Annotated in this window: 21 protein-coding genes and 5 pseudogenes; 20 read left to right on the top strand and 6 right to left on the bottom strand. The window is 32.5% G+C overall.

What is annotated here, in order from left to right; all coding sequences use genetic code 11:
- Positions 1-103 precede the first annotated feature (103 nt).
- Complete coding sequence (locus tag KQI89_RS13245) at positions 104-1,387, bottom strand: serine hydrolase (protein ID WP_216457472.1); 1,284 nt, start codon at positions 1,385-1,387, stop codon at positions 104-106.
- 128 nt (positions 1,388-1,515) lie between these two features.
- On the opposite strand from KQI89_RS13245, the gene KQI89_RS13240 reads away from it, so the two are divergent.
- The 5 genes from KQI89_RS13240 (at position 1,516) to KQI89_RS13220 (ending at position 7,288) form a co-directional block, all read left to right on the top strand.
- Positions 1,516-2,136: a ComEA family DNA-binding protein gene (locus KQI89_RS13240; RefSeq protein WP_216457637.1), complete on the top strand. Its 621-nt coding sequence runs from the start codon at positions 1,516-1,518 to the stop codon at positions 2,134-2,136.
- 80 nt (positions 2,137-2,216) lie between these two features.
- Positions 2,217-3,245, top strand: a complete 1,029-nt coding sequence (gene selD, locus KQI89_RS13235) for a selenide, water dikinase SelD (protein ID WP_246583120.1) — start codon at positions 2,217-2,219, stop codon at positions 3,243-3,245.
- Between the two features lie 41 nt (positions 3,246-3,286).
- Positions 3,287-4,675 carry an L-seryl-tRNA(Sec) selenium transferase gene (gene selA / locus KQI89_RS13230; protein ID WP_216457471.1) on the top strand — a complete coding sequence of 463 codons (1,389 nt, stop codon included), beginning with the start codon at positions 3,287-3,289 and terminating at the stop codon, positions 4,673-4,675.
- A 2-nt stretch (positions 4,676-4,677) separates the two neighbouring features.
- A complete protein-coding gene (gene selB, locus KQI89_RS13225) occupies positions 4,678-6,585 on the top strand; it encodes a selenocysteine-specific translation elongation factor (protein WP_216457470.1) in 1,908 nt (635 codons plus the stop codon).
- Between the two features lie 457 nt (positions 6,586-7,042).
- Positions 7,043-7,288 carry a hypothetical protein gene (locus tag KQI89_RS13220; RefSeq protein ID WP_032120922.1) on the top strand — a complete coding sequence of 82 codons (246 nt, stop codon included), beginning with the start codon at positions 7,043-7,045 and terminating at the stop codon, positions 7,286-7,288.
- 216 nt (positions 7,289-7,504) lie between these two features.
- On the opposite strand, the gene KQI89_RS13215 is transcribed toward KQI89_RS13220, so the two are convergent.
- Positions 7,505-8,260: a TSUP family transporter gene (locus KQI89_RS13215; RefSeq protein WP_216457469.1), complete on the bottom strand. Its 756-nt coding sequence runs from the start codon at positions 8,258-8,260 to the stop codon at positions 7,505-7,507.
- A 492-nt stretch (positions 8,261-8,752) separates the two neighbouring features.
- Between KQI89_RS13215 and KQI89_RS13210 the strand changes: the two genes are divergently transcribed.
- The 4 genes from KQI89_RS13210 (at position 8,753) to KQI89_RS13195 (ending at position 13,035) form a co-directional block, all read left to right on the top strand.
- Positions 8,753-9,214 (top strand): RDD family protein, encoded by a 462-nt coding sequence (locus tag KQI89_RS13210; protein WP_216457468.1) that lies wholly within the window; start codon positions 8,753-8,755, stop codon positions 9,212-9,214.
- Between the two features lie 19 nt (positions 9,215-9,233).
- A complete protein-coding gene (gene rlmD, locus KQI89_RS13205; protein WP_216457467.1) occupies positions 9,234-10,592 on the top strand; it encodes a 23S rRNA (uracil(1939)-C(5))-methyltransferase RlmD in 1,359 nt (452 codons plus the stop codon).
- A 146-nt stretch (positions 10,593-10,738) separates the two neighbouring features.
- Positions 10,739-11,149, top strand: coding sequence for a bleomycin resistance protein (locus tag KQI89_RS13200; RefSeq protein WP_216457466.1), 411 nt, complete (start codon positions 10,739-10,741; stop codon positions 11,147-11,149).
- A 723-nt stretch (positions 11,150-11,872) separates the two neighbouring features.
- A protein-coding gene (locus KQI89_RS13195) for an IS3 family transposase (protein ID WP_216457465.1) occupies positions 11,873-13,035 on the top strand; the annotation gives its coding sequence in 2 pieces (ribosomal slippage) (positions 11,873-12,134 and positions 12,134-13,035; 1,164 coding nt in all).
- Between the two features lie 309 nt (positions 13,036-13,344).
- On the opposite strand, the gene KQI89_RS13190 is transcribed toward KQI89_RS13195, so the two are convergent.
- The 3 genes from KQI89_RS13190 to KQI89_RS17750 form a co-directional block, all read right to left on the bottom strand.
- Complete coding sequence (locus KQI89_RS13190; protein ID WP_246583119.1) at positions 13,345-14,571, bottom strand: serine hydrolase domain-containing protein; 1,227 nt, start codon at positions 14,569-14,571, stop codon at positions 13,345-13,347.
- Between the two features lie 378 nt (positions 14,572-14,949).
- Positions 14,950-15,468: a hypothetical protein gene (locus KQI89_RS17755; RefSeq protein ID WP_246583118.1), complete on the bottom strand. Its 519-nt coding sequence runs from the start codon at positions 15,466-15,468 to the stop codon at positions 14,950-14,952.
- Positions 15,469-15,494: 26 nt separating this feature from the next.
- Positions 15,495-15,785 (bottom strand): MerR family DNA-binding transcriptional regulator, encoded by a 291-nt coding sequence (locus tag KQI89_RS17750; RefSeq protein WP_246583117.1) that lies wholly within the window; start codon positions 15,783-15,785, stop codon positions 15,495-15,497.
- Between the two features lie 119 nt (positions 15,786-15,904).
- Here KQI89_RS17750 and KQI89_RS13180 point away from each other — a divergent pair, with 119 nt between their 5' ends.
- The 11 genes and pseudogenes from KQI89_RS13180 to ltaE all read left to right on the top strand — a co-directional run bounded on the left by KQI89_RS13180 (position 15,905) and on the right by ltaE (position 24,793).
- Positions 15,905-16,330, top strand: coding sequence for a divergent PAP2 family protein (locus tag KQI89_RS13180; protein ID WP_216457464.1), 426 nt, complete (start codon positions 15,905-15,907; stop codon positions 16,328-16,330).
- Between the two features lie 1,147 nt (positions 16,331-17,477).
- Positions 17,478-17,944, top strand: a pseudogene (locus KQI89_RS13175) (GNAT family N-acetyltransferase).
- Positions 17,945-18,316: 372 nt separating this feature from the next.
- Positions 18,317-18,967: a TetR/AcrR family transcriptional regulator gene (locus KQI89_RS13170; protein ID WP_216457463.1), complete on the top strand. Its 651-nt coding sequence runs from the start codon at positions 18,317-18,319 to the stop codon at positions 18,965-18,967.
- Between the two features lie 83 nt (positions 18,968-19,050).
- On the top strand, positions 19,051-19,914 hold the full coding sequence (locus tag KQI89_RS13165) for a sugar nucleotide-binding protein (RefSeq protein ID WP_216457462.1): 864 nt from the start codon (positions 19,051-19,053) through the stop codon (positions 19,912-19,914).
- Between the two features lie 72 nt (positions 19,915-19,986).
- Positions 19,987-20,433, top strand: a pseudogene (locus KQI89_RS13160) (GNAT family N-acetyltransferase).
- A 107-nt stretch (positions 20,434-20,540) separates the two neighbouring features.
- Positions 20,541-20,786, top strand: coding sequence for a GNAT family N-acetyltransferase (locus tag KQI89_RS18175; protein ID WP_216457461.1), 246 nt, complete (start codon positions 20,541-20,543; stop codon positions 20,784-20,786).
- A 65-nt stretch (positions 20,787-20,851) separates the two neighbouring features.
- Positions 20,852-21,607, top strand: coding sequence for a class I SAM-dependent methyltransferase (locus KQI89_RS13150; RefSeq protein WP_216457460.1), 756 nt, complete (start codon positions 20,852-20,854; stop codon positions 21,605-21,607).
- A 57-nt stretch (positions 21,608-21,664) separates the two neighbouring features.
- A pseudogene (locus KQI89_RS13145) lies at positions 21,665-22,422 on the top strand (GNAT family N-acetyltransferase).
- Positions 22,407-22,718 (top strand): annotated as a pseudogene (locus KQI89_RS13140) (phosphotransferase); the annotation flags it as partial. The pseudogenes KQI89_RS13145 and KQI89_RS13140, both read left to right, overlap by 16 nt.
- A gap of 157 nt (positions 22,719-22,875) precedes the next feature.
- A complete protein-coding gene (gene vat(D) / locus KQI89_RS13135) occupies positions 22,876-23,496 on the top strand; it encodes a streptogramin A O-acetyltransferase Vat(D) (RefSeq protein ID WP_216457459.1) in 621 nt (206 codons plus the stop codon).
- A gap of 274 nt (positions 23,497-23,770) precedes the next feature.
- Positions 23,771-24,793, top strand: coding sequence for a low-specificity L-threonine aldolase (gene ltaE, locus KQI89_RS13130; protein ID WP_216457634.1), 1,023 nt, complete (start codon positions 23,771-23,773; stop codon positions 24,791-24,793).
- 161 nt (positions 24,794-24,954) lie between these two features.
- Here ltaE and KQI89_RS17745 read toward each other — a convergent pair.
- Positions 24,955-25,110: pseudogene (locus tag KQI89_RS17745) on the bottom strand (Rrf2 family transcriptional regulator); the annotation flags it as partial.
- Positions 25,111-25,193 lie beyond the last annotated feature (83 nt).

Here is a 25,193-nt window from a genome sequence, read left to right as displayed (position 1 = left end):
ATTAAATACAGTTTTAATTTAATAAATAAAAAATAGACATTCTATTATTTTCTTTAATATAGAATGTCTATTTTTTATAACAAAATTAAATCTAATGTTAATTTTAAAGACCTAGTTCTTTAAGCTTATTACGTCGTTTTATCTTTTTCATTTTCCTTTTAATAAAGGTTGTACCAAATATAACCAAAGTAGTTCCACCTATAACGTAAGAAGTTTTTATCTTATCTATAGCTATATCTACAGAGTTTTTTGCAAATTTTAATGCAGATACTTCTCTTGTAATTCCACTAGTTAAAGCAAGACTTCCAAGGTTTTTACCAGTAAGTTTTATAGAAGAATTTAAAATTATATCTCCTTTTTTAAAGCTTACATTAGATAAATCCTTATCCTCTAAGAAAACACTTGTATTAGAATCTTCTAGAGATTTTTCATCTAAACCATTTAAATCTTTAACGTAATAAAAGTCTTCTGATGCTAAAAGTGGTACAGATTCATCCTTTGAAATAGAATATGTACTAACCTCATCACCCTTTGAAAATAATTTTACGGTTTTATATCTTGAAAAACCATAGTCAAAAAGTTCTTTTGAATCAATGAAATATGTATTTTTGTCAGGAGCATCTAAAAAGGCTACAATTAACTTTTCGCCTTCTCTTTCTGCTAGGGCAGTATATGTATGCCTTGAAAGTGTGGTATAACCAGTCTTTCCAGCAACACAATCCTTATAAAAAAGCTTACTACCTTTTAAAACTAAATTATTTTTATTATTTACCCACCTTATCTCTGAAGTAAGATTTGTTGGAGGTATCTTATAAAAAGGTTCCTGGCATATCTTAACAAAGGTAGGGTTTTTTGATACTTCTCTCAGCATAAGAGACAGATCATAAGCTGTTGTAACATGACCTTCTTCATAAAGACCACTAGGATTTTTGAAATTTGTATTTTCACAACCAAGTTTTTTGGATCTATCATTCATCATTGTAGCAAAATTTTCTTTACTTTTACCTATATGTTCCCCTAAGGCTTCCGCAGCATCATTTGCAGATTCTAAAAGTAAAGCATATAAAAGATCCTCTACGGTTAATTCTTCCCCTTCTTTAATTCCTATTGCTGTTCCTTCTGCATTAGGAGGATTTTTGCCTATAATAACTTTATCTTTTAAATTAGCTTTTTCAAGAACTAAAAGAGCAGTCATTACCTTTGTAGTAGAGGCTGGTGCCATAGGTGTCTTTGCATTTTTGTCATAAAGAATTTTTCCTGTATTGGCTTCCATAAGTACGGCGCCTTCAGAATGTATCTCCGGAGGGGAGAAATCCTTAGCTTTTACTATATATAAGTTACTACATACTAGAATACAGACTAGTAATAGAAATAAACATCTTTTCATCACTTCATCCATCCTTTAAAAACTCTATGTTTATTAGTATAACAAAAAAAAATCAATATTGCGATATATTTTCTGAATTTTTGTCAATAATGGTTTATAAGGGTAAGAAGGAGATGATGAGTGTGAAGATGAAAAATAAAGAAAAATGGATTGGTTCATTAATATTAGGATTAATATTTATTATATTCTTTGTAGTTAATCATTTTTTTATACAAAAACCTAAAAGTAATAATGAGGATATATTTGTACCTACCAAAGAGTCTATCCCTGATGCTACAGAGGTATTTAATGATAAAAAAGTTAAAGGAAAAAGATTAACTGTAGAGATAAAAGGAGAAGTGAAAAAACCAGAGGTATATATAATGGAAGAGGATAGCATAATTAAAGACATAATCATAGAAGCAGGTGGCATAACAGAAAAAGGAGATTTAAGTAGCATAAATCAAGCAAAAAAATTAAAAGATGGAGATTGTGTTGTAATACCTTCTATTGAAGATAGTAATGGAAGGATGATGACAAATGCTGGAGGAGATATAAAATCTCAAGGTAGGGATGAAATTATAAACATAAATACAGCTTCAAAGGAAGAGCTTATGAAACTACCAGGAGTAGGAGAGGTCACAGCAGGTAAGATAATAGATTATAGAGAGAGTAATGGAGGTTTTTCCTCTGTAGAGGACATAAAAAATATAAGTGGAATAGGAGATAAAACCCTAGCTAAATTTAAAGAAAAAATAGATGTGAGATGACTATGTCATAATCGCCTTTTAACTTTGTAGGAAATAATATATAATGAGTAAGAAGAAATAATTATTTAAGAGGTGATATTATGGACGTTAAACTTACACAGTATGCAAAAACCTCAGGATGAGCAGCTAAAATAGGGCCGGAGACCCTTTCGAAAATATTAGATAAATTACCTAAAATGCAGGATGATAATTTAATTGTAGGAATAGAGACTAGCGATGATGCAGCGGTATATAAATTAAGTGATGATATTGCTACTATACAGACTTTAGACTTTTTCACACCAGTAGTAGATGATCCTTATACTTTTGGACAAATTGCAGCAGCTAACTCCCTAAGTGATGTTTATGCTATGGGAGGAAAGCCTGTAGTTGCGTTAAATATAGTTTGTTTTCCTAACTGTCTTTCCATTGATATACTAGGAGAGATTTTAAGAGGTGGTGCAGATAAGGTATTAGAATCTGGAGCAGTGGTAGTAGGTGGACATTCTGTTCAAGATGATGAGCCTAAGTTTGGACTATCTGTTACAGGAGTAGTACATCCTGATAAGGTATTAAAAAATTATGGCTGCAAAGAGGGAGAGGTTTTAATCTTAACTAAACCACTAGGACTAGGTATAGTAAATACAGCTATAAAAGGTGAGATTGCTACAAAGAAAGTCTATGATATGGCTGTTAAGGTTATGGCAACTCTTAACAAATATGCCGCAGAGGCTATTATGGATAAGGATATAAGTGCTTGCACAGACATAACAGGTTTTGGACTTATGGGACATGGATATGAAATGGCTTCAGGATCTAATGTAACATTAAAAATATACCAAAATAGAGTTCCTTACATAAAAGAAGCAAAAGAATATGCTAACATGGGACTTGTTCCAGAGGGTAGCTATAAAAATAGAGAGTACTTAAAAGGTAAATATATATTAAAAAATATAGAACCTTGGATGGAAGACATATTATTTGATCCACAAACCTCAGGGGGACTCTTAATAACTTGCAAAGAGGAAGATTCTATAGAAATTATGAAAAGTCTAAACAAGTTAGATATAAAATCTAGCATAATAGGAGAGGTTTTACCTAAAGGAGAAGCAGATATAATAGTAGTTTAATTAAATAAAGTTGACGGTGGACAATTAAAAGGGGGATATGTATGAACAAGGAATTATTAAGAAAATTACCTAAGGTTGATGAGTTGTTGCAAGATAAGGTAGTTATAAGTTCTTTGGATAATAATATGAGAGTTGTTGTCATTGAATCTTTAAGAGAGACTATAGACTTTTATAGAAAAGCAATTCTTGAAGGTAAGATCGAGGACTTTTCTAGAGAAGATATATTATATTCCTTTAATAAAATATTAGAAAAGAAGAATAGACCTAACTTAAATAAGGTTGTAAATGCAGCTGGTATTGTAATTCATACTAATTTAGGTAGATCTGTATTATGTGATGAAGCATTAGAAAATGTTATTAAGGTTGCTAAGAACTATAACAATCTTGAATACGATTTAAGTAAAGGAAAAAGAGGATCAAGATATAGTCATATTGAGGATATTATAAAGAAAATAACTGGTGCAGAGGCAGCAGTAGTGGTTAATAATAATGCTGCAGCTGTTATGTTAGTTCTAAATACCCTCTGTGAAGATAAGGAAGCTATTGTATCAAGAGGACAGCTAGTGGAAATAGGAGGATCTTTTAGGGTTCCAGAAGTAATGAGGTTTAGTAGAGCAAAGCTTGTAGAAGTTGGTACTACTAATAGAACCCATTTATATGATTATGAGGATAATATAAATGAAGATACAGGGGTATTATTAAAAGTACATACATCAAACTTTAAGATAATGGGATTTACCGAAGAGGTATCCCTGGAAGAATTAGTAGAGCTTGGTGAAAAGTATGATAAGCCTGTGGTAGAGGACATAGGAAGTGGAGTTCTTGTGGACTTATCAAAATATGGTTTTATATATGAGCCTACAGTCCAAGAAAGTATTAAAAAAGGCATAGATGTGGTAACTTTTAGTGGAGATAAAATGCTGGGAGGACCACAGGCTGGGATAATTGTAGGTAAGAAAAAATACATCGATAGAATAAAGAAAAATCAACTTACTAGAGCATTAAGAATAGATAAAATGACTTTAGCAGCTCTTGAAGGTACTTTAAGATGTTATTTAGATGAAAAGGAAGCTTTAAAGAGAATACCTACATTAAATATGATGCTATTAAGTGAAGAGGAATTAAAAAAGAAGGCTCAAAGGCTTAAGAGAAAGCTTAAAGATGCTCCTAAACATTTTAATTTTAAAGTAGATAAGGATTTTTCTATGGTAGGTGGAGGATCCATGCCTACAGAGAGAATGGACAGCTATGTACTTAAGGTAAAAAGTGATAAATTACATGCTGCAACTATAGAAGAAAGATTAAGAAACAACTCAATGCCTATAGTAGCCAGGGTATACAATGGAGAGATTATAATAGATGTAAGAGCACTTTTAGAGGAAGATTTTGATATAATAGCAGAAGCATTTAAGAATATGGGAGAGGTTTAATTATGAAGCATATTATAATTGGAACTGCTGGTCATATAGATCATGGTAAAACTACTCTTATAAAAGCGTTAACTGGTAGGGAAACAGATACTACAAGGGAAGAAAAAGAAAGAGGCATATCCATAAATCTTGGATTTACCTTTTTTGATCTTCCCTCTGGAAAGAGAGCAGGTATAATTGATGTACCTGGTCACGAAAAATTCATAAAAAATATGCTAGCAGGGGTAAGTGGAGTAGATGTAGTTGTTTTGGTTATAGCAGCAGATGAAGGTATTATGCCGCAAACAGAGGAGCACTTTGAAATACTACAGCTGCTTAATGTGAAAAAAGGGATAATTGCCTTAACTAAATCAGATCTAGTAGATGAAGAATGGCTAGAAATGGTTGAAAGTGAAGTGGAAGAACACTTCAAAGGCACATTTTTAGAAGGAGCACCTATAATTCCTGTTTCATCTAAAACAGGAATGGGAATAAAAGATCTTATAGGCGAGATTGACAAAGCCACAGAAGAGGTTGATCCTAAAGATACAGAAGGACACTTTAGACTTCCTGTAGACAGAGTTTTTTCTATAAGTGGATTTGGAACGGTGGTTACAGGAACCATCATAGGTGGAAAGGTAAAAGAGGGAGATACAGTTAAGGTTTATCCCTCAATGAATAGCGGTAAGATAAGAAGCATACAAGTTCATGAAGAAAATGTTCCTGTAGGAGAAGCTGGACAAAGATGTGCATTAAATATTACAAATGTAAAGGTTGAGGATATTCATAGAGGTGATGTGGTATCTATTGCTGATATAATGGAACCCTCTATGATAATAGATTGTAAATTATATCATCTTAAAAATGCAGAAAAACCTATTGAAAATAGGCAAAGACTAAGACTATATCATGGCACCAATGAAATACTATGTAGGGTAATAATTTTAGATAGAGAAGAAATAAAGCAAGGCGAAGAAGCTTATGTTCAGCTAAGATTAGAAAGTCCTATTACAGCACAAAGAAATGATAGATATGTACTTAGAACCTATTCACCAATGGTAACCATAGCAGGAGGATCTATTATAGAACCAGTAGCACCTAAAGCTAAAAGGTTTAACGAAAACTATTTAAAAGAGCTTAAGATAAAGGAAAGCGGAGATCCCAAGGATATAGTTGAAAGCACCCTTTTAGGAATAAGCTCAAAATATCCAACAGAGTTTGATATTTTAAAAGCCCTAGGTAAAAATCACGAAGATATTGAAGATATACTAAAAGAACTTATTGATAGTAATAAGATCATAAAACTTACTTCCAGCGATAAAAATGTATATATTCACAAAAAATATTATGAAAATAAGCTTAAAGAGCTAATAGATTTATTAGAGAAATATCATAAAGAAAACCCACTTAAGTTTGGTATGTCAAAGGAAGAAATAAAAAGCAGGGTTTTTGGTAAGGAAATAAAACAGAAAAACTATGATGAAATCCTAGAGATTATGCAAAGAGAGGCTTTAATAAAGCTTAATGATAGCTTTGTAGCTTTAGGAGATTTTGATGTTAAATATACAAAGGATCAAAAAGATATTAAAGATAGAATAATAGCTATCTTTAAATCTTCAGGTTACAATTCTCCTAAGTATTCAGATATGGAAGGGAATGAAAGGGATAAAAAGACCTTTAAAATGGTTTATGAATCCTTGGTTGATACAGGATTATTAATAAAGGTAGCAGAAGATGTAGTATATCTAAAGGAAGACTACTTAAGAGCAAAAGAAAGTATTAAAACTTACATAGAAGAGAATGAAAGTATAGGAGCTGCAGAGGCAAGAAATATTCTAGACACCAGCAGAAAATACGCAGTAGCCCTTTTAGAACATTTTGATTCTATAAAGTTTACAAAAAGAATAGAAGACAAGAGGATTTTATATTAATAGCCTTAAGGGATATTAGTATAAAAGAAATGAAAACTTATTAGCCTCTCATCAATGTTTGATGAGAGGCTAATTTTAGTTAAAAGACTTTAAAACAGTGGAAAGAATCTAAAGATAAGTTGCTTTAAGTTACAATGAAGTACTATAAGTTATGATAAGCTTATAAAGTACTATTATGGTATGGGATACTGTTATTATGGATACTATAAGGTGCATTATAAATAATTCAACAAGATACTTTAAGGGGTTAGTGAGATTATTTGATGAAATATTAGCTTAATAACAAATATTTCTAAAATTATAAAAATTTAAAGGAATTAGTAAAGGTACATAGAATATATATTATATGGAAACTTTAACCTAGAGATTTTATACAAAAATCATTGAGGAATAAATAAAAATTAGAAGATCTTTAGAATAAGGTTTATAAAAGCTTAATATTACAGGGGGTATAATCATGAAAAAACTTTTTTATTGTTTAGATTGCAAGCGAATATTTGATAAAGAAGGACAGTGTGAATATTGCCAAAGTAATAACTTAAAAGAACTAACTAAAAATTCTCCAGTTAATATATTGGGTAGTAAGTTAAAAGGAAGAGTTTTAAAGATAGAAGATGACGAGGTAAGAGTGATATTTAGAAATGAAAGCAATGAGAAAGTTATAAAGGAATATAAACCAGAACAATTAAAAAAAGTATTATAGATAAAAGAAGATATTATTAAGATAGATTTTCAGAGAAGAATTAGTTAATAAATTTTCTAAATTTAAGTTAATATGTTTTTTAACATATATATTTTTAAGAGAGTTTCCCAAAACTAAGGGTAAAAGCTGACTTTAAAAAACTAAAGTTAGCTTTTATCTTTTTTATCCATAAAGATTTTAATCCCATGATAGCCTACTATAATAATCCTATCTTCATTATAGTAAGTAATTTTCTATTAGTATTTTTAAGGCTACTCCAAGGGACATTACAACAAATATGGGCTTAATGAGCTTGCTGCCCTTAGTAAGAGCTGCTTTTGTACCAAGAGTTGCCCCTATTATCATAAAAATAGCTATAGGAATACCGTAAAGATAATTTATCTTTCCCTCTAAGGCAAAAACAAGGAGAGAGGTTATGTTACTTACAAAGTTTAGAAACTTAGCATTTCCACTGGCATGTGTAAAATCAAATTTAAAGATACTTATTAAACCAAATATAAGAAAAGAACCAGTGCCTGGACCAAAAAATCCATCATAAAATCCTATTACAAATCCTAGTAGTATTCCAAGAAATAGATTTAATTTGGTGATACCAGTGAATTTATTTTCTAAACCTATAGTTTTTGAAAAGAGGCTATAAATACCTACAAATAATATAAGAGCCATAACTAAAGGGTAAAGAAAATCTTGGCTTATAAGAAGTACTGTTTTAACTCCTAAAACAGCGCCTATAAAGGTAAAGGGAATTATGTATTTTATAAGTTTAAAATTAACCTTACCAGATAGGGCAAACTTTAAAGAACTTGTAAAAGAGCCTGTGGTAGCAGCAAATTTATTTGTACCTAAGGCATAGTGAACAGGAAATCCGGCAATAAAAAATGCAGGTACACTTATTAATCCTCCACCACCTGCTATAGAGTCAACAAAAGATGCTAAAAATCCAGCAAAACATAAGAAAACTAAATTCCACACAATAACACCATCCTAATTTAATAATAAGTGCTACAATATTCAACTAATTGTGGTATTATAAATACCTAGAATATTATAGCATAAAGCTTTTAATATTAATATGAAGTTTATAATGGATCTGTTATATATGGTATACAATTTGTACCTATAGGAATTACATTTTATCATATATTAAGTTGAAATTTATCTGTTAAGTTGTTAATATTTATTTAGATTATAATTATATTTTATCCCATGATTACCATCCTGAAGCGAAGAACTCTGTTTAAAAGAGAAGAAATAAATATGATTCTAAGTTTTAAGTTTAATTTTAAATTTATAATTACTTATTCAGGGCAGAACGAGGGAAAGGTCTCACTTTAAAGAAAGGCAAATATCCCAAATCTGTGTTCTGGAGATAATCCCTTTTACAGCCTATGGGGAGCATTAATGATAGGATGTATTGGATAAAAGTTAATTAGTATTAAATTTTAAGAGAAGGAGATAAGAGGTATGCTAGAGAATGAAAGTAAAAAAAATAACATAAAAAAAGAAGATAATAATATATCCGCTATAGAGGAAGATAAGGTGATCTCTAAAGAGGAATCATCAGAAAAAGTTTCAGAAGGTAAAGAGAGGGCTTTAGAAAAAGAAGGATCTTTAAATAATGAAGATAAGAATATTAAGCATGAAGAAAAAGAAATAGTTAAGGGCAAAGAAGAAAAGGTAACATTTTTTGAAAGTATCCAAGCAACAATTATAGATCAAATAGTAATAGGAGGAGCTTCATTTATACTAATTATTATATTTGATTTTGTGATAAAGTTTATAGGATTACGTGTAACAGATAAAATGGGTATATATTTCATTATGTATATCATACTAAATATAGTTTACTCACCAATAATGGAAAAAACAAAGATGAAAAATACCTTAGGTAGAAAGATAAGCAAAATAAAATTAGTAAATAATTAAGATAACAAGGAGTAATTGCATGAAAAAAGGAGACATACTAGAACTTAATATAGAAGACGTAAGGTTTGGTGGAGAGGGAATTGCTACTTTAGAAGGACTGAAGATATATGTAAAAGGAGCGTTCCCAGGAGAAAAGGTATCTGCAAGACTAACAAAAAAGAGAAAAAATCATGGCGAGGCAAGACTTATAGACATAATTGAAAAAGCAGAATATGAAATAGATGACCCATGCCCTCATTTTAGAGTCTGTGGAGGCTGCCAAAGTCAGCATGTACCTTATGATAAACAGCTAGAGTTTAAAACAGAGGCAGTAAAAAAACTATTTGAAAAAGACGAGATACCTATGGGAGAATTTTTAGGTATAGTAGGCAGTGATGAGCAATATGAATACAGAAATAAAATGGAGTTTTCCTTTGGAGACTTTGAAAAAGGAGGAGAACTTTGTCTTGGGATGCACGTAAAGGGCAGCTCTTTCAAAATATTAACCACAGATAGTTGCATACTGGTAGATTCAGATTATAGAGACATTATGACATTTACCCTTGAATACTTTAGAGAAAAGGCTTTCCCACATTATAGAGTAATGGCTAGAGAAGGATATCTTAGAAACCTAATTATAAGAAAAGCCTATAATACTAAAGAGATAATGATAAACTTAGTTACCACCTCTCAAATTGATTTTAATCTAGAAGAATTTAAATCAAAGCTTTTAGAATTAAATCTAAAGGGAAATATAGCATCTATACTACATACAGTAAATGATTCATTATCCGATGCAGTAATAGCAGATAAGATAAATATTTTATATGGAAAAGATTATATAACAGAAGAAATACTAGGGCTAAAGTTTAAGATATCACCACTATCCTTCTTCCAAACAAACTCTAAAGGAGCTGAAAAGCTATATGGCTTAGTAAGAGAGTTTTTAGGAAATGCAGAAGATAAAACTATATTTGACCTTTACTGTGGTACAGGAACCATAGGACAAATAACCGCAGCCAATGCAAAAAAGGTTATAGGAGTAGAAATCATAGAAGAAGCAGCCAATGCAGCAAATGAAAATGCCAAACTAAATGGCTTAAATAACTGCAACTTCATAGCAGGAGATGTAACAAAAGTAATCCAAGACCTAAAAGAAACACCAGACATAATAATTCTAGATCCACCAAGAACAGGAGTGCATCCAAAGGCACTACAATATGTGGTAGACTTTAACGCCAAGGAAATAATATATGTTTCCTGCAACCCAAAAACTCTAGTTCAAGACTTGAAGTTTTTACAAGAACAAGGATATGATATAGAAAAAAGTATATTGGTAGATATGTTCCCAAATACGCCACACGTGGAGACGGTAGTATTGATGTCAAGGATTCAGTAATAAATAATTAAATTGATAGTTTGGGAAATGCGACAGTTTATTTCTCGATTTCAAATAGCTACTCACTTTTTGATACACATTGAAGATAGCGTTACAAAGATGAGCATATTGACATATAAATCGGTATATTTGAGGAGTGATAACAAATGAGTGAATATTGGAATGTAATGGTTCCAGAGCTAATTGTGTTAAATTTCAATGAATCATTGGAATTTTATACAAATGTGTTGGGTTTTCATGTAAAATTTCAGCGGACAAATCCTGACTTTGCATACCTTGTATATGAAGATCAAGTACAGATTATGATTGAAGCATACCATGAAACGGGTTGGAATACCGGTGAACTATTGTATCCTTTGGGAAGAGGAATCAATCTACAAATAGAAGTGAAAAATGTGGATGTGCTAATTGGCAACTTGAAAATAAGGAATTATCCCTTTTTTAGAGAGCTAATCTGTTCAGAATATATTGAGGATGATGTAATCCATAGACAAAAGGAGTTTCTTGTCCAAGACCCGAATGGTTACTTGTTGAGATTTTGTGAAGTTCAAGAGTAGGACAACATAAGCAATGAAATTTATGAGTGTTCAGATGACATAAATTTCATTGCTTGTGATTTTGGAAAAATATTTAAAACCAACCTTCCACCAAGGAACCAGTAGGTATTCATGACATCATTTTTGACTATTCAAGGCATGTTGAGGTGGTTGTTAAACTTACAAAGAAGGAAGTGATGAAGTAAGTTTTTTACAAACACCCATGCAAAGGCTCCTAAAGAATCCCAGTGAAGCAACGGATGATTGGTAGGAGCCTACTGCTGAGACGGTAGTAAAGCAGCAAAGGACACAGTTAGAACCTTGAGAAATCAGGGTTCTTTTTTAATGCAAAAATTTATATGTTCCCTAAGACAGAATTAGGAAATGGTTATAGTATAGTTATAAGTCTTGATAATGAAAATAGGGCTTTTTTATTTGTATTGAGAAGATAAGATTATAACCGAAAAACAATATATTAATTCACAAGTATATTATTTAGATGTCTAAAAATAATTATTGAATGTCAATAAAGAACAGTTCCTATTAATTCATCTTAAAACATGAAAGTGTATGTTATAATATATATGTTTCAATTAACAATCGATATTAGACAATTGACAATGAAGGTAAAAATCATATAGATAAAAATTCAATTATCGGATATGAAATCTTCAGTAAGCAGTGACCTGATATACTTAAGTTGTAACACCTCAGTCTAATAAATGATATAATCAAATTAGAGAAATGAGGTATACTATGAAAAAGTATGAAGATGAATTTAAAGACAAAATTATACGTCTACACCTTAATGAGGGAAGAACGCTATTAAGTCTTTCTAAAGAATACGGAGTTAATAAAGCTACAATATGCAATTGGGTAAAATCATACCGTGAAGAATGCCAAACTAATCCTATAAAGAATGGGGAAAAAGATTATTTTAAAGAGAATCTACAACTTAGAAAGCAGCTCGAAGAGCTTGAAAAAGAAAACAGATTCTTAAAAAAGGCAGCGGCATTCTTCGCGAAGGAAATAGATTAGAAAAATATCATTTTATCCAAAAGTATCATTCTGAATTTGGCATAAGATGGCTGTTAAGAAAGTTTGACATGTCGCCTAATGCCTACTATAACTTTCTAAAGGATAGGAAGTCTAATTATAATGCACAAAAACAAGCTACGTTTGTATGTATTAAAGAGATATATCATGAACAAAACGGAGGTATTGGTTATAGGAACATGTGCATTTTCCTTAAGCGCAAAGGGTTTAGCTACAGCAAGTTAACAATCCATAAGTACATGAACAATGAATTAAAATTACTTTCAATAGTTAGGAGAAAAAAGCCTGGATATGTTAAGGGCGATGTCCACAAAGTGTTTCCTAACCTCTTAAAACAACAATTTTCAGCGAAAGCACCAAATACCGTATGGTGTACAGATTTTACATATATGTATCTTCAAAATGGTAATACTCGCTATAATAGATCTATCTTAGATATCTACGATAGATCTATAGTTGCCACTCTTAACGGTAAAGAAATCACTTCTCAGCTAGCTATCGATACCTTAAAATTGGCTCTAACTAAAGTGGGTAAAATAACAAATAAGATAATTATCCACAGTGATCAAGGACGTCAATATACATCTAAGGATTTTACAGAGTTTTGTGACAATAACAATCTAAAGCAGAGTATGAGTAAGGTTGGGTGTCCTTATGATAATGCTCCTATAGAAAGATACTTTAACACCTTTAAGAATGAATTTTTGAATCTTTTCACCTTTAAAACAGATGAAATTTTAAACCGTGCTGTGTATGATTTTACATATACTTGGTATAACCATGTGAGACCACACTCTTTCAATGGAGGATTAACTCCATTTGAAGCAAGGCATTCAATAAAAACCTTTTAGACAAAAGTGTTACAATTTTACTTGACCATTACAAACATTCATTGCTTATCTATTTTGTTTACTTTACGAGGAAACCTCATATTTTTATGTACGAGTTGGATTGCGCAGACACTTTTGGAAATTTTCATGATTAATACCTCAAATTTTATTTAACTGTAATCAAAATCATACGGGCATAGGCCTGCATGATTTTAGAACATTGCTTAGTAATTCCTCAATAAAAAAATAGCATCCTTGTTTGCATACGCAAGGATACTATTTATTATGAAATATTATGAGCGAAAGTAGCTTTTTATGAATAATAAAGTTTTACTTAATTGGGCAATTTATCAGTAGATCCATTAATTCACCATATTTCTGTTCATCCAAACTTGAGTCGTCAGTGTTTATAAAAGTTATTATACCTATATTGTTTGAATTTACATACATAGATGTATCTACTCCAGGATCACTGCCAGTATGTCCCCAGATCTTTTCATCATTATAACTCCAGAATAATCCTATATTCTCATTAGTTTCTTTGCATTCTGGAGGAATATTAGTGTTATTAAATTGTTTTTGTAGCATTAAATCGATGCTTTTTGTGGTAATAAATGTATCTTGTCTTTTCATTACAGCTTGCAGGTATTTCGACAGATCATTTACCGTTGTCATAACTCCGCCGTCGGGATATGTAATTAATTCATAAGCAGGCATTGGCTCAAGGGTGTCACACATGGATTCCGTATGGTTGGCAAAATCAACCCTCAGTTTAGAATAATCTATAGCTATGTTTGCTGGATTGAATTCGCTCCTGTCCCATCCGCTGCTGCTCATAAACAGCTTTTCGAATATATTTTTCCTCACATAATTAGCGTACGTCATCTTGCACCTTGCTTCAATGCAGTATCCCGCAAGTGCGGACCCGATATTGCTGTAAGAAAAGCTTGCACCTGGTTTATTGTTTGAGAAATTATCCTTTGAATACCATTTGCCCTCAGGATTCAGATAGTTATATAAGAAATCTTTCAAGGTCATATTCTTGGCGCCGTAAGCACTGTATGAATAGGTATATTTAGTGTCGTCGTCATTTATTCCGGATGTATGTGAAGCAAGATTTTTTAAAGTAATTTTCTCATTTGGAAAATATGGATTTACGACTTTGAAAGGAAGTATGTCATTGATATCTTCATCAAGGCTAAGCAAGCCATCTTCCTGAGCTTTTGCCAATGATCCACCAATAAAGGTTTTGCTTATGGAAGCAATATTGGTGACTGTATCCAACGTGTAGGGAATTTTCTTTTCAATATTGGCATATCCGATTTCTTTCTTGTATAATACTTTATCCTTGGTAAATACAAGCACAGCTATGCCTGGAACTTTAAGCGAATCAAAAAGTGATGTCAGTTTCTTGTCAAATTGTTGCACTTCTTTAGATGTAGTAGCATCAATAGTTTCTTTTTTTTCATTTTCAGTTGAATTCATAGTGTATCCAGATCCAATGCTAGACAGTAGAAACATACGAATCAGTATGCTGATTTTCTTAGATATTCTCATAAAAAACCTCCAATTATTATTGTTATTTTAAAGATACTTCGACGAATCTATACCAATCCAATACCTCCTTTTCTAAATACTATAGATCAATTTTGATAAAAAGGAATATTACACCAAACTAACAGTACTGTCGTTGTTTGTCAAGATAATTGTTACATTTTCTTTAAAAATTCATTAAGTGGAATCCTTACGTGTTTATTTCACAGTTCGCTTAAGAATAAGCCTTTTACAGCATGTATTCCGACATCATCAGCATCTTCCATTCTGAACAGGTAGAATGATAATGCCTGGTATAGCAGACTAACATGTTGTATACTCATTACTCGAGCGCAAAAACTTGTCATTTTAGACAGTTTCGGAACTATCTATTTTAAAATGTTATTCTCTGCTATTTCGGGAACTTGGAGAAAAATAAATTTCCACAAAGTATTCATGCTCTAAATTTTTGTGTAGCAATGCAAACTTATAATTGGACAATAATGTAGAGCCTTGTAAATGAAAATGCTTGTAAAGGTTAGTTAGATATTTGAATAATGCTGCATGATTACCCCAAAAACTTACTTTACCATAACATCCTGAAACCCTATGTTGTGTTGCAACGCGTTTTTTTACTGCAAGCTTAAACTGTTTTTCAAGAGTAGTTGGTTCTATCAAAGCCGAAGAAAAGGAAAAACCAGCTTCTTGTTCATTTTCTATAACTGTGCCGTCTGCATTTTCCCGATAAAATGCCCATTGTTCAATTTCGTCTACTTCTTCAACTGATTGGGGAGCACTTTTATCTTTTAGCATTTCAGACAATTCCATCCGATAAATAGTTTTATTTATTTCTTCAAATACTACATTATCAAAAGTATAGTCATTCTCAAATTCTGAAATAGCGGAAAGTAACTTTATCATGTTATCAGAACATTCTTCAAGTTCATCTAATAATTGCTTTTTCTCAAGGATACGTTTTTTTGTTCCTGAACCATTGAAAGATAATCACCAATGCTCTCTGAATTCAATCTTTTCTGCATTTGTTCTAAAGGGATTTCCATATATTTGCCAATCAGTATCATTTCTAAAATGTCAAGATGGTTAAGTGAATAATAGCGATAACCATTATTTTTATCTACAATCGGCTTTAGTAATCTTTTATGGTCATAGTGGCGTAACGTATCCAAAGATATTCCATATAATTTACTTACCTGACCTATACGTAATAAATGCTGCATTTATTTGCTATCATCCATTATATAAAAAATTTAAATAAGCTATTGACTGTTGAGTTACTCAAGGGTTTATTATTAGCATTGTATATGGAATTTATATGTTTGTAAAGGTGGTGAGATGAATGGACAATAGTTTATTGAGTTGTGCTGTCATAGCGTGGCTGACAGCTCAAATTATAAAAGTAATCATGGATGCTGTACTCAGTAAGCGATTGAAAATAGAGCGTATAGTTGGTTCTGGCGGTATGCCCAGTTCTCACTCTGCATTAGTGGCTGCACTGGCAACAGCATCAGCTTTACAATATGGGATTAATTCTTTTCAGTTTTCACTTACAGATGTCTTGGCGGCGATTGTAATGTATGATGCCAGCGGAGTGAGAAGAGCAACTGGAGAAAAGGCAAAGATATTGAACCAAATGATTGAGAATTTTGAAAAGACCAGCTGCAGTCCATTTTCTGAGAAAAGGTTGAAGGAATTAGTTGTTCACACACCCTTACATGTGGAGACTTGTGTGTTGCTACAACGAAAAATTGTAATTACCAACTAAACCATACCGATTCCAGCTAAACCGTGACGAAATCCCCGTAGGGGGCGAAATTAGGAGTCAACTAAAAATCAAACAAAAAAACCAGAGCTGAGAGCAAAACCTCAGTTCTTTTTTCATACCCAGGATTAGGTTCAAGGAAAGAAGAGGTTTAGAATATCTCTGCTCCAAAAGCTAATCGGCTACGCACTCGCTTAGCTTTTTCCGCTTTTGTCTACCAAGTACCCGATAAAAAGTCAGAACAAATGCCTGGCTAAGACATACGAAAGGATTATAGATAGATTTAAAATATGCGTTAAAGCAAGATAAATCAATGGGTTAAGGTAGGATTAAGGGGCAAGTTATAAAGGACGGTAAAGCAATAGGCGGAGCAGGTTTATAGGTAGATTTATGTGAGGATTTAGCATGGTTAGATTCGAGGGGAGAAGATTTAATAGGGTTAAGGATAGATGTAGCAAGGGTTTAGGGGGAGATTAGGCTACGCCTTAATAGGAATTAAGGATGATAGGATTAAGGAAGAAGATAGAAAAGAGCAAAAAATGATAGTGGAAGGGTTGCAAACAAAAGGTTTGAGGAGTGAGAAGAGAGTGATTGTAAGAGATAAGGGGGATTAAAGGCAAGGAAAAAAGAGAGAGAAAGAAAAAAGATGAGGGAAAGGTTTGGAAATAGATGGATTGAAGCAAGATGGCATGAATGGGAAAAGGATTGGATTTTAAGCCGACAGGCTTCGCCTACGCCTTTGGCGAGTGAGTTAAGCTTGAAATGGGAGAGATTTTGTGAGAGAACTAAGGGGATTTTAAATTGATTTTCGTCAAACTTTCGTGGGTTTCCCATTAAAGGTTGATGAAAAAAGAGGTATTTAATACCATGATTTTTAGTGAGAAGTTTTCGCCAAGGTTTATTAGAATGGACTGAGAAATGCGGGTTTGAGAGGTGGATTTTAGTCAGGGTTTAATGGGTGAGTACATTGTGGTTCGGAGGGCAGAAAGTAGACTTTGACCACAATATGTTGTGGTTTTAGAGCGATTTTGAGGCTTAAAAATGGGCAAAAAAGTGCCGTTGTTGAGCCTCAAAAAACAGCAAACATATAGATGACATCGATAAATTTGAGTAATGATAGATAATATTTTTTGGAGAGGTGTCCTACAACTTGAATATTAGAAAATACCAGTCGAAAGATTGTAATGAAATAACACAGCTATTTTATAATACCGTCCATAGTATAAATACAAAAGACTATACACAAGCACAACTTAATGTTTGGGCAACTGGAGTAGTTGATAAGGATGCTTGGGATAAATCGTTAACCCAGCATTACACAGTTGTGTGTGAACAAGATGGGATAATTGTTGGCTTTGGTGACATTGACAATACTGGATACCTTGATAGACTTTTTGTGCACAGAGATTATCAAGGCATTGGTATTGCTACTACAATTGTTAATAATATTAAAGATCATGCAATTAAACATGGAATAGCACTAATAACAACACATGCATCAATAACTGCAAAACCATTTTTTAAAAACAAGGATATAAGGTTATTAAAGAACAGCAAGTTGAGCGAGACAAGCAGATACTGACTAATTTTGTTATGGAAAAGTATTTTGACATATGAATAGATATAACAAAAGAAAATTTAGAGGCATTAAGATAGAAAAATCTTGATGCCTTTGTTTTCATATAAACTTCCAAAAATAATTTAATAAATCTGTCGTTAGGTTATGTTCTTCGTTGTTGAAAACATAGCCTATTTTTTATTTCGAGTAACAAAAAGAAAGGAAAGATGAGAATGTCAAAATTATTTTGTACGGCACATGGTTACAGGAGTTTGAGTAGATGATGGTGCTAGTGCCAAACTTTACTAAGATAGTAAAGTAGTAGCGGCAGGACACGATTTTTGATATAAGTGTTTAGAAACAGCTTGAAAGAGCTTGGCTCTGTCAGTTATAATAATAACAGAGTAAGGCTCTGTTAGGGAGGAGTATTTATGGCACGAATAGTAAAAAAACCAGAGGTAAGAAAAGGTGAATTATTGGATGCTGCTGAGAGGCTATTCATTGAAAAGGGCTATGAAAACACATCGGTTAAAGATATTTACACCGAGGTAAACGGCTCTTTTGGTATGTTTTATCATCACTTTAAATCAAAAGAAGAAGTTTTAGAAGAAGTAAATAAAAAGATGATGGTGCGGAGATTTGAACCTATAAAGTCACTCATAATTGATAGCGATTTGTCTGGAATAGAAAAACTACGCAAAGTGTTATCGCTTGCTATTGTATCCGCTAAGCAAGAAATTACCAATCACTCAAGTAATTCATATCAAAAGAACCCGCAACTATTGGTAATGCATATGCATGATACCCTTGGTATTGCATCTGACTTACTTTACGTTGTTATAGAGGATGGCATAAAAGACGGTACAATCCAAACTGAACAACCTCACGAGCTATCGCAAATGATTTTGTTATTCATAAATGTATGGATAAATCCATGGATGTATCAGTGGTCTCCTGAAAAAATGCGAAATATCTTCGCTTTTATGAAAGATATTTTTGACAAAATAGGTGTACCTGCTTTATCAGAGGATATGTTCAAAGGCTTAAACGAACTATCATTGCTTGTACAAGAGGACAAATAGTTACTTAGTATATTATGTGAGAAAAAGTACAACAAGAAACTACGCAGCAAAATAAGTAATTAATAGTTTAAGGGAGAAGTACGATGAAGATATTAATATTAGGTATGAGTGGAGTTGTTGGTGGAGATATTTACCAATGTTTTTATAAAAATTATAATGTAAAAGGGACTTACTGCAATAATATTCCCAAAACCATATGTAAAGATGATTTGTTTTTTTTTGATACAAAGGACTTTTCGCATATCAGTTCTATATTGAAGGAGTTTTCACCAGATATTATTATTTCCTGTTTGCGTGGTGAGTTTGAAGACCAACTAAAAACACATGAACTTGTTGCGAAATATTTAAAACAGACAGAGGGACGATGTTTCTTTCTTTCTACTGCAAACGTATTTGATGGAGATCCATCTAAAAGAGCAACAGAAGCTGATAACCCCAACCCTATTAGCGACTATGGAATATTTAAGTTTCAATGTGAACATTTATTAAAAAATGCTCTTGGAGAAAATCTAGTTATTATTCGTTTGCCTCACACATACACAAGGCGTAGCTTATTAAAAATGGTTGAGAGGGTAACAAATAGACAAGAAACAATTTTTGAGAATCTGTATATTAGTTTAAACACGGGTGAGAATGTCGCACTGGCAATAGAGTTCTTAATAAAAGAAAATAAAAAAGGTATCTATCATTTAGCTAGTAGTGATATTGCAGGACAAAAAGAATTTATTGATTTTGTATTACATGAGCTGGACAGAAAAGATGTGGATTATCTGGTCAAACATTTAACTCAAAGTACATACTTGCAAGCCTTGGGAAAAGATAAGAATAGCAGTGTAGAGAGTTTACCAGAAGATAATTTTATTGTATCAGTAGCCACAGAAAAAGAAGATCTATTAGAAAGGTTTAACCATTCATGGCGAACAATAGCATTTAATTTACTAAAATGATAACAAGGAAATTTTAATAACTGAGCTATGATTTAATTTATGTATAATGACATGGAAAGGATGAAATATGAAATGATTAATATAGAAACTTTAGGAAATATCAATAAAGAAGATATGGATAATATTTTAGACGTATGGGAATCGTCAGTAAGAGCAACCCATCACTTTTTAAATGAAGAGGATATAATATAACTCAAACCACAAGTAAAGGAAGGGGCATATTTTGTTGAAAAACTTGTATGTGTACGAAATGAAAAAGGTACGATACAAGCATTTATGGGAGTACATGATAGCAAAATTGAAATGTTATTTGTAGGTGATAATTACAGGGGTAAGGGTATAGGTAAAAGGTTTATAAAATATGCAATAGATGTTCTTAATATCAAATTTATAAATGTCAATGAACAGAATATACAAGGAGTAGGCTTTTATAAACATATGGGATTTGATACTTTTAAGAGATCAGACCTTGATGAACAAGGAAATCCATTTCCAATACTTCATATGAAATTGGTTTAATAGTTAAATATCAAAAACTTTTATGCCAGCTTTGGTTTCGTTGAAATATGCATGGATGCAGATGGTGAAGATATGCGAGCAATTATTAAGATTTAGCTAAAAAGTCATTGCTCTTTTGTAGGATTGTTTCAGAAGAGATTATTAATGCCTATTTATGTGGGATAGGCGTTGATCCTCATTTTAGGAATCGGGGAATCGGAGCAGAAATAAGTAGAAGATTTGTGATGCATTGTTTAGAAAATAATCTGCATACACAACTTTTATGTGAAGAATATTTAATCCCATATTACATAAAAGCGGGGTTTGAAAAATTTGCAACCGGAATGCGGTTAAAAGAAAAAAATGACATGTAGAATGATAAATCCAGTATTGAAGCAAAGGCCCTGACATAGAAAAAGGAATTTGAGGAGGAACTTATATGAGCCAGAATATATACGACAATGAAATATTTTTTACAGAGTATATGAAACTGAGGAACGAAAAAAGCTATAATGACTTATTAGAGCAACCGGCAATAAGCAAATTATTACCCAATGTAAAGGGCAAAACGATTTTAGATATAGGGTGTGGATACGGACACAATAGTCTTTTATTTGCACAGAACGGGGCTAAAAAAGTAATCGGCATTGATCTATCACAAAAGATGCTTGAAGTAGCAAAAAAGGAATCTTGTCATCCTTGCATTGAGTATCGCCAGATGGATATGTCAGAAATATTAGCTTTGACACAAAAATTTGACATGGTATACAGTTCACTTGCATTTCATTATGCTGAGAATTTTCAAAAGCTTATCAAAGATGTTTATGATCTCTTAAACAAGGGAGGGCATTTAATTTATTCGCAGGAACATCCCATTGTAACTGCTACTATGAATTGTAAGGGACACTATAATCTGGATGAGAATGGAAACTTAGTGTCCTACACTTTTTCTGACTATGCAAAGAGCGGGCAACGTGTAGGTCCATGGTTTGTTGATGGTGTGATTAATTACCATCGTTCTATGGGAGAAATCGTATCAACATTAGCACATACAGGTTTTATGATTACAGATATGATAGAACCTACGCCAGAATCATGGGCATTGGAAGAAAAGCCCGATTTGATGAAAGAATTTATTAAGCCTACATTTTTAATCATAAAAGCGAAAAAGCCAGAATTCGGTTGTGATTGTTAAGCCATTAGGCTTAGGAGAAGATAAACGTTAGAATATAGAACATTAAATAAAACAAGTATAGAAACACTTCATAAAGCATTTCTGGATGCATTTTCTGATTATCAGATTGAAATGGATTTGTCCATTGAAAGACTTAAACAAACGCTTCAAAGAAGAGGAGATATTGCTAGGTGCGTTTAAAACAATCTATTGGTTGGTTTTATTCTAAATGGACTTGAAGTTGGAATGGAAAAACAACTATGTATGACATTGAGATAGGCGTTATCATTGATTACAGAAGACAAGGCATCAACAGTAGCATGTTTTTGAAAGTCAAAGAAATACTTAAACAAAAACAAGTGGAGCAGTATTTGATTGAGGTTATTCAATCTAATGCATCTGCATTTCAATTTTACAAGAAAGAAGGATTCGAGGTTAAAAGGAATTTTCCATGTTTTGAATTAGATAAAGAGAGTTATGTTCCTTTCAAAACCTATGAAGTCGAGTACACTAATACAATGTCATGGGAACAATTAGCAGGGTTTTGGGATTTTGAACCCTCATGGCAAAATTCAATCGATTCAATTAATGCAGTATCTGAGGAAGTTCTATATTCTATTGTACGCTTTGATAATACAATTGTTGGATATGGCATTATTAATAAAAAAACTGGAGATATCCCTCAATTTGCAGTCGATAAACATTATAGAGGTAAAGGAGTTGCAAGAAGCATCTTTACTGATTTAATTGAAAATACGCAATCACATATAATCAGTGTTATTAACGTAGATGATGAATCTAAATGTACTAAAGACTTCCTGATAAAACCTTCATAAAATCAAGTGAGCTATGTGATTTTTTAAAAGCTAACAAGCCAAAGGAAGAATTAACCTTTTCACATGGCGATTTAGGAAATACTAACATTTTAGTCAGAGATAATAGAATAAGTGGATTTATTGATTTAGGAAGAAGTGGTAAAGCAGACAAGTGGTATGATATCGCCTTCTGTGTAAGGTCTATTAGAGATGATATGGGAGAAGAAAAATATGTTAAGTTGTTCTTTGATTTGTTAGGTATAGAACCTAATTGGGAAAAAATAAAGTACTATATTTTACTAGACGAATTGTTTTAGATTAAGACGATTCTTATAAATATAAATTGATTGAGTTGTTTATATTGACAGAGAGGAAAGGATAATTTATTTGAAAATAACCAGATGACGTTTCCTGTTTTAACCCATGCTTAATTATGATAAAAGCAATCATGTACTAAAAGGAGGTATTAATTTTATGGGTCCGAATCCTAACAAAATGTATCCTATAGAAGGAAACAAATCAGTACAGTTTATCAAACCTATTTTAGAAAAATTAGAAAACATTGAGGTTGGAGAATACTCATATTATGATTCTAAGAATGGAGAAACTTTTGATAAGCAAATTTTATATCATTATCCAATCTTAAATGATAAGTTAAAAATAGGTAAATTTTGCTCAATAGGACCGGGTGTAACTATTATTATGAATGGAGCAAATCATAGAATGGATGGCTCAACATATCCATTTAATTTATTTGGTAATGGTTGGGAGAAACATATGCCAAGATTAGATCAACTACCTATTAAGGGTGATACAATAATAGGTAATGATGTATGGATAGGAAAAGATGTTGTAATTATGCCAGGAGTAAAAATCGGGGATGGTGCAATAGTAGCTGCTAATTCTGTTGTTGTAAAAGATATAGCGCCATACATGTTAGCTGGAGGAAATCCTGCTAACGAAATAAAACAAAGATTTGATCAAGATACAATAAATCAGCTGCTTGATATAAAATGGTGGAATTGGTCAATAGACATTATTAATGAGAATATAGATAAAATTCTTGATAATAGCATCATTAGAGAAGTCATATAGAAAAAATAATAAATATACTAAAAACAGAATACGGAATAAATTGTCTGTCCGTTATCCCTCAAAAGGGTGGAAATTATAGATGTTAAGACAGCAACGCAAATTATATGGTAAAAGGTTCTCATGTTGCCGGAATAGCAGCGTTAATTTCCAGAAAAATCAAAGTTAAAGATTAGAAAGTCGGAATAGTAGTAACCAGAAGTAATTTTGGCACAAAATGTGTCAAAACCATTGTTTCAAAGTATATAAAGGAGGATTCAATATGAAGAATGATACAATGTGGATAGACCTTAGAAGTGATACTGTAACTCAACCCACCGATGAGATGCGTCAAGCTATGGCCAGTGCCGAAGTGGGTGATGATGTCTATGGCGATGACCCTACCGTAAACCGCCTCGAAGAAATAGCTGCTGATTTATTGGGAAAAGAATCTGCACTTTTTGTTCCGTCAGGTACCTTTGGCAACCAGCTTGCGATTATGACTCATACACACAGTGGAGATGAAATTTTGGTTGGTGAGGATTCTCATATTCTTATGCACGAGGTGGGAGCAGCAGCAAAACTTTCTGGTGTTCAAACACGTTCTTTTCCTATGGATATAGCTACCGATAAACTAAAGAAAATGATTCGGGATGATGATATTCACGTACCTCGCACCGGACTAATTTGTGTGGAAAATGCACTTTCCGATGGGAGAGTCATCCCTTTGTCAACCATGAAAACTGTATACGCTCTGGCAAAAAAACAAAGTATTCCGATCCATCTAGACGGCGCTCGCATATTCAATGCGGCTGTTTCGCTGGATATCATGGCCAGTGAAATAGCATCCTGCGCTGATTCTGTAAATGTCTGTCTTTCAAAAGGGTTATGCGCACCGATAGGATCCGTCTTAGTAGGCACTTGTGATTTTATTGCCAAAGCTCGCAAAAACAGAAAGTTAATGGGCGGAGGACTTCGTCAAGCTGGAATTTTGGCGGCAGCTGGAATCATTGCTCTAAACGAAATGGTTACCCGGCTGACAGATGACCACAAAAATGCCAGGTACTTGGCAGACCGACTTGAAGAAATTGAATCTTGCCGAGTATATCGTGACCGCTTAGACATAAACATGGTGTTTTTTACTTTGTCAGAGTCTGTCATCAGCGATTCTGCCCTCATTTCCGGACTGCACGAGGCCGGAATCAAAATTAGCGGCAAAGAAGATGGCGAATACCGGTTCGTAACCCATTGCGGAGTTTCTGCTGAAAATATCGACACAGTAATACAAGCGATGAAGAATATCATTGCTAATCATTCCTGAACATTTTGAGTGAAATAACGTTGTTCATATACTTGTTTTTTAAGGTTTAATGCCAAAATGTGAATTGAGGAAAAGGCTATGGAAAGTAAGAGACTGGGTTGCTATTGAATTTAATGAGAGAAAAATAGAATAAAGCAACTTTTTTGCAGATGTAGTTGTCAATAATGTTCATCATATAGCCATGCCAATGTCTTATTACTTAAATATTTTCTCATTTCATCTTCTGCTTCTAATAATACAACTTTTCTTAAACAAGGACATTTGGTATATGTATCTGGTAAATTATCTTTATCTAATAATATATATCTATATCTTAAAAGAAAGAAGTAAATATAAAATGTTTACAGAAAAATTTTTTGAGGTACTAAATCATGAGGGAGTAGTTTCTATTGTAACTTGT

This window comes from Clostridium simiarum, from assembly GCF_018919175.1.
GTDB classification, from domain to species: domain Bacteria; phylum Bacillota; class Clostridia; order Clostridiales; family Clostridiaceae; genus Clostridium_L; species Clostridium_L simiarum.
This window is presented reverse-complemented; position numbering and strand designations above follow the sequence as displayed.

Coding starts and splice junctions, on each gene's coding strand:
- KQI89_RS13245 (WP_216457472.1), bottom strand. CDS start 1,387: ATGAAAAGATGTTTATTTCTATTACTAGTCTGTATTCTAGTATGTAGT.
- KQI89_RS13240 (WP_216457637.1), top strand. CDS start 1,516: ATGAAAAATAAAGAAAAATGGATTGGTTCATTAATATTAGGATTAATA.
- selA (WP_216457471.1), top strand. CDS start 3,287: ATGAACAAGGAATTATTAAGAAAATTACCTAAGGTTGATGAGTTGTTG.
- selB (WP_216457470.1), top strand. CDS start 4,678: ATGAAGCATATTATAATTGGAACTGCTGGTCATATAGATCATGGTAAA.
- KQI89_RS13220 (WP_032120922.1), top strand. CDS start 7,043: ATGAAAAAACTTTTTTATTGTTTAGATTGCAAGCGAATATTTGATAAA.
- KQI89_RS13210 (WP_216457468.1), top strand. CDS start 8,753: ATGCTAGAGAATGAAAGTAAAAAAAATAACATAAAAAAAGAAGATAAT.
- rlmD (WP_216457467.1), top strand. CDS start 9,234: ATGAAAAAAGGAGACATACTAGAACTTAATATAGAAGACGTAAGGTTT.
- KQI89_RS13200 (WP_216457466.1), top strand. CDS start 10,739: ATGAGTGAATATTGGAATGTAATGGTTCCAGAGCTAATTGTGTTAAAT.
- KQI89_RS13190 (WP_246583119.1), bottom strand. CDS start 14,571: ATGAGAATATCTAAGAAAATCAGCATACTGATTCGTATGTTTCTACTG.
- KQI89_RS17755 (WP_246583118.1), bottom strand. CDS start 15,468: ATGATAAAGTTACTTTCCGCTATTTCAGAATTTGAGAATGACTATACT.
- KQI89_RS17750 (WP_246583117.1), bottom strand. CDS start 15,785: ATGCAGCATTTATTACGTATAGGTCAGGTAAGTAAATTATATGGAATA.
- KQI89_RS13180 (WP_216457464.1), top strand. CDS start 15,905: ATGGACAATAGTTTATTGAGTTGTGCTGTCATAGCGTGGCTGACAGCT.
- KQI89_RS13170 (WP_216457463.1), top strand. CDS start 18,317: ATGGCACGAATAGTAAAAAAACCAGAGGTAAGAAAAGGTGAATTATTG.
- KQI89_RS13165 (WP_216457462.1), top strand. CDS start 19,051: ATGAAGATATTAATATTAGGTATGAGTGGAGTTGTTGGTGGAGATATT.
- KQI89_RS13150 (WP_216457460.1), top strand. CDS start 20,852: ATGAGCCAGAATATATACGACAATGAAATATTTTTTACAGAGTATATG.
- ltaE (WP_216457634.1), top strand. CDS start 23,771: ATGTGGATAGACCTTAGAAGTGATACTGTAACTCAACCCACCGATGAG.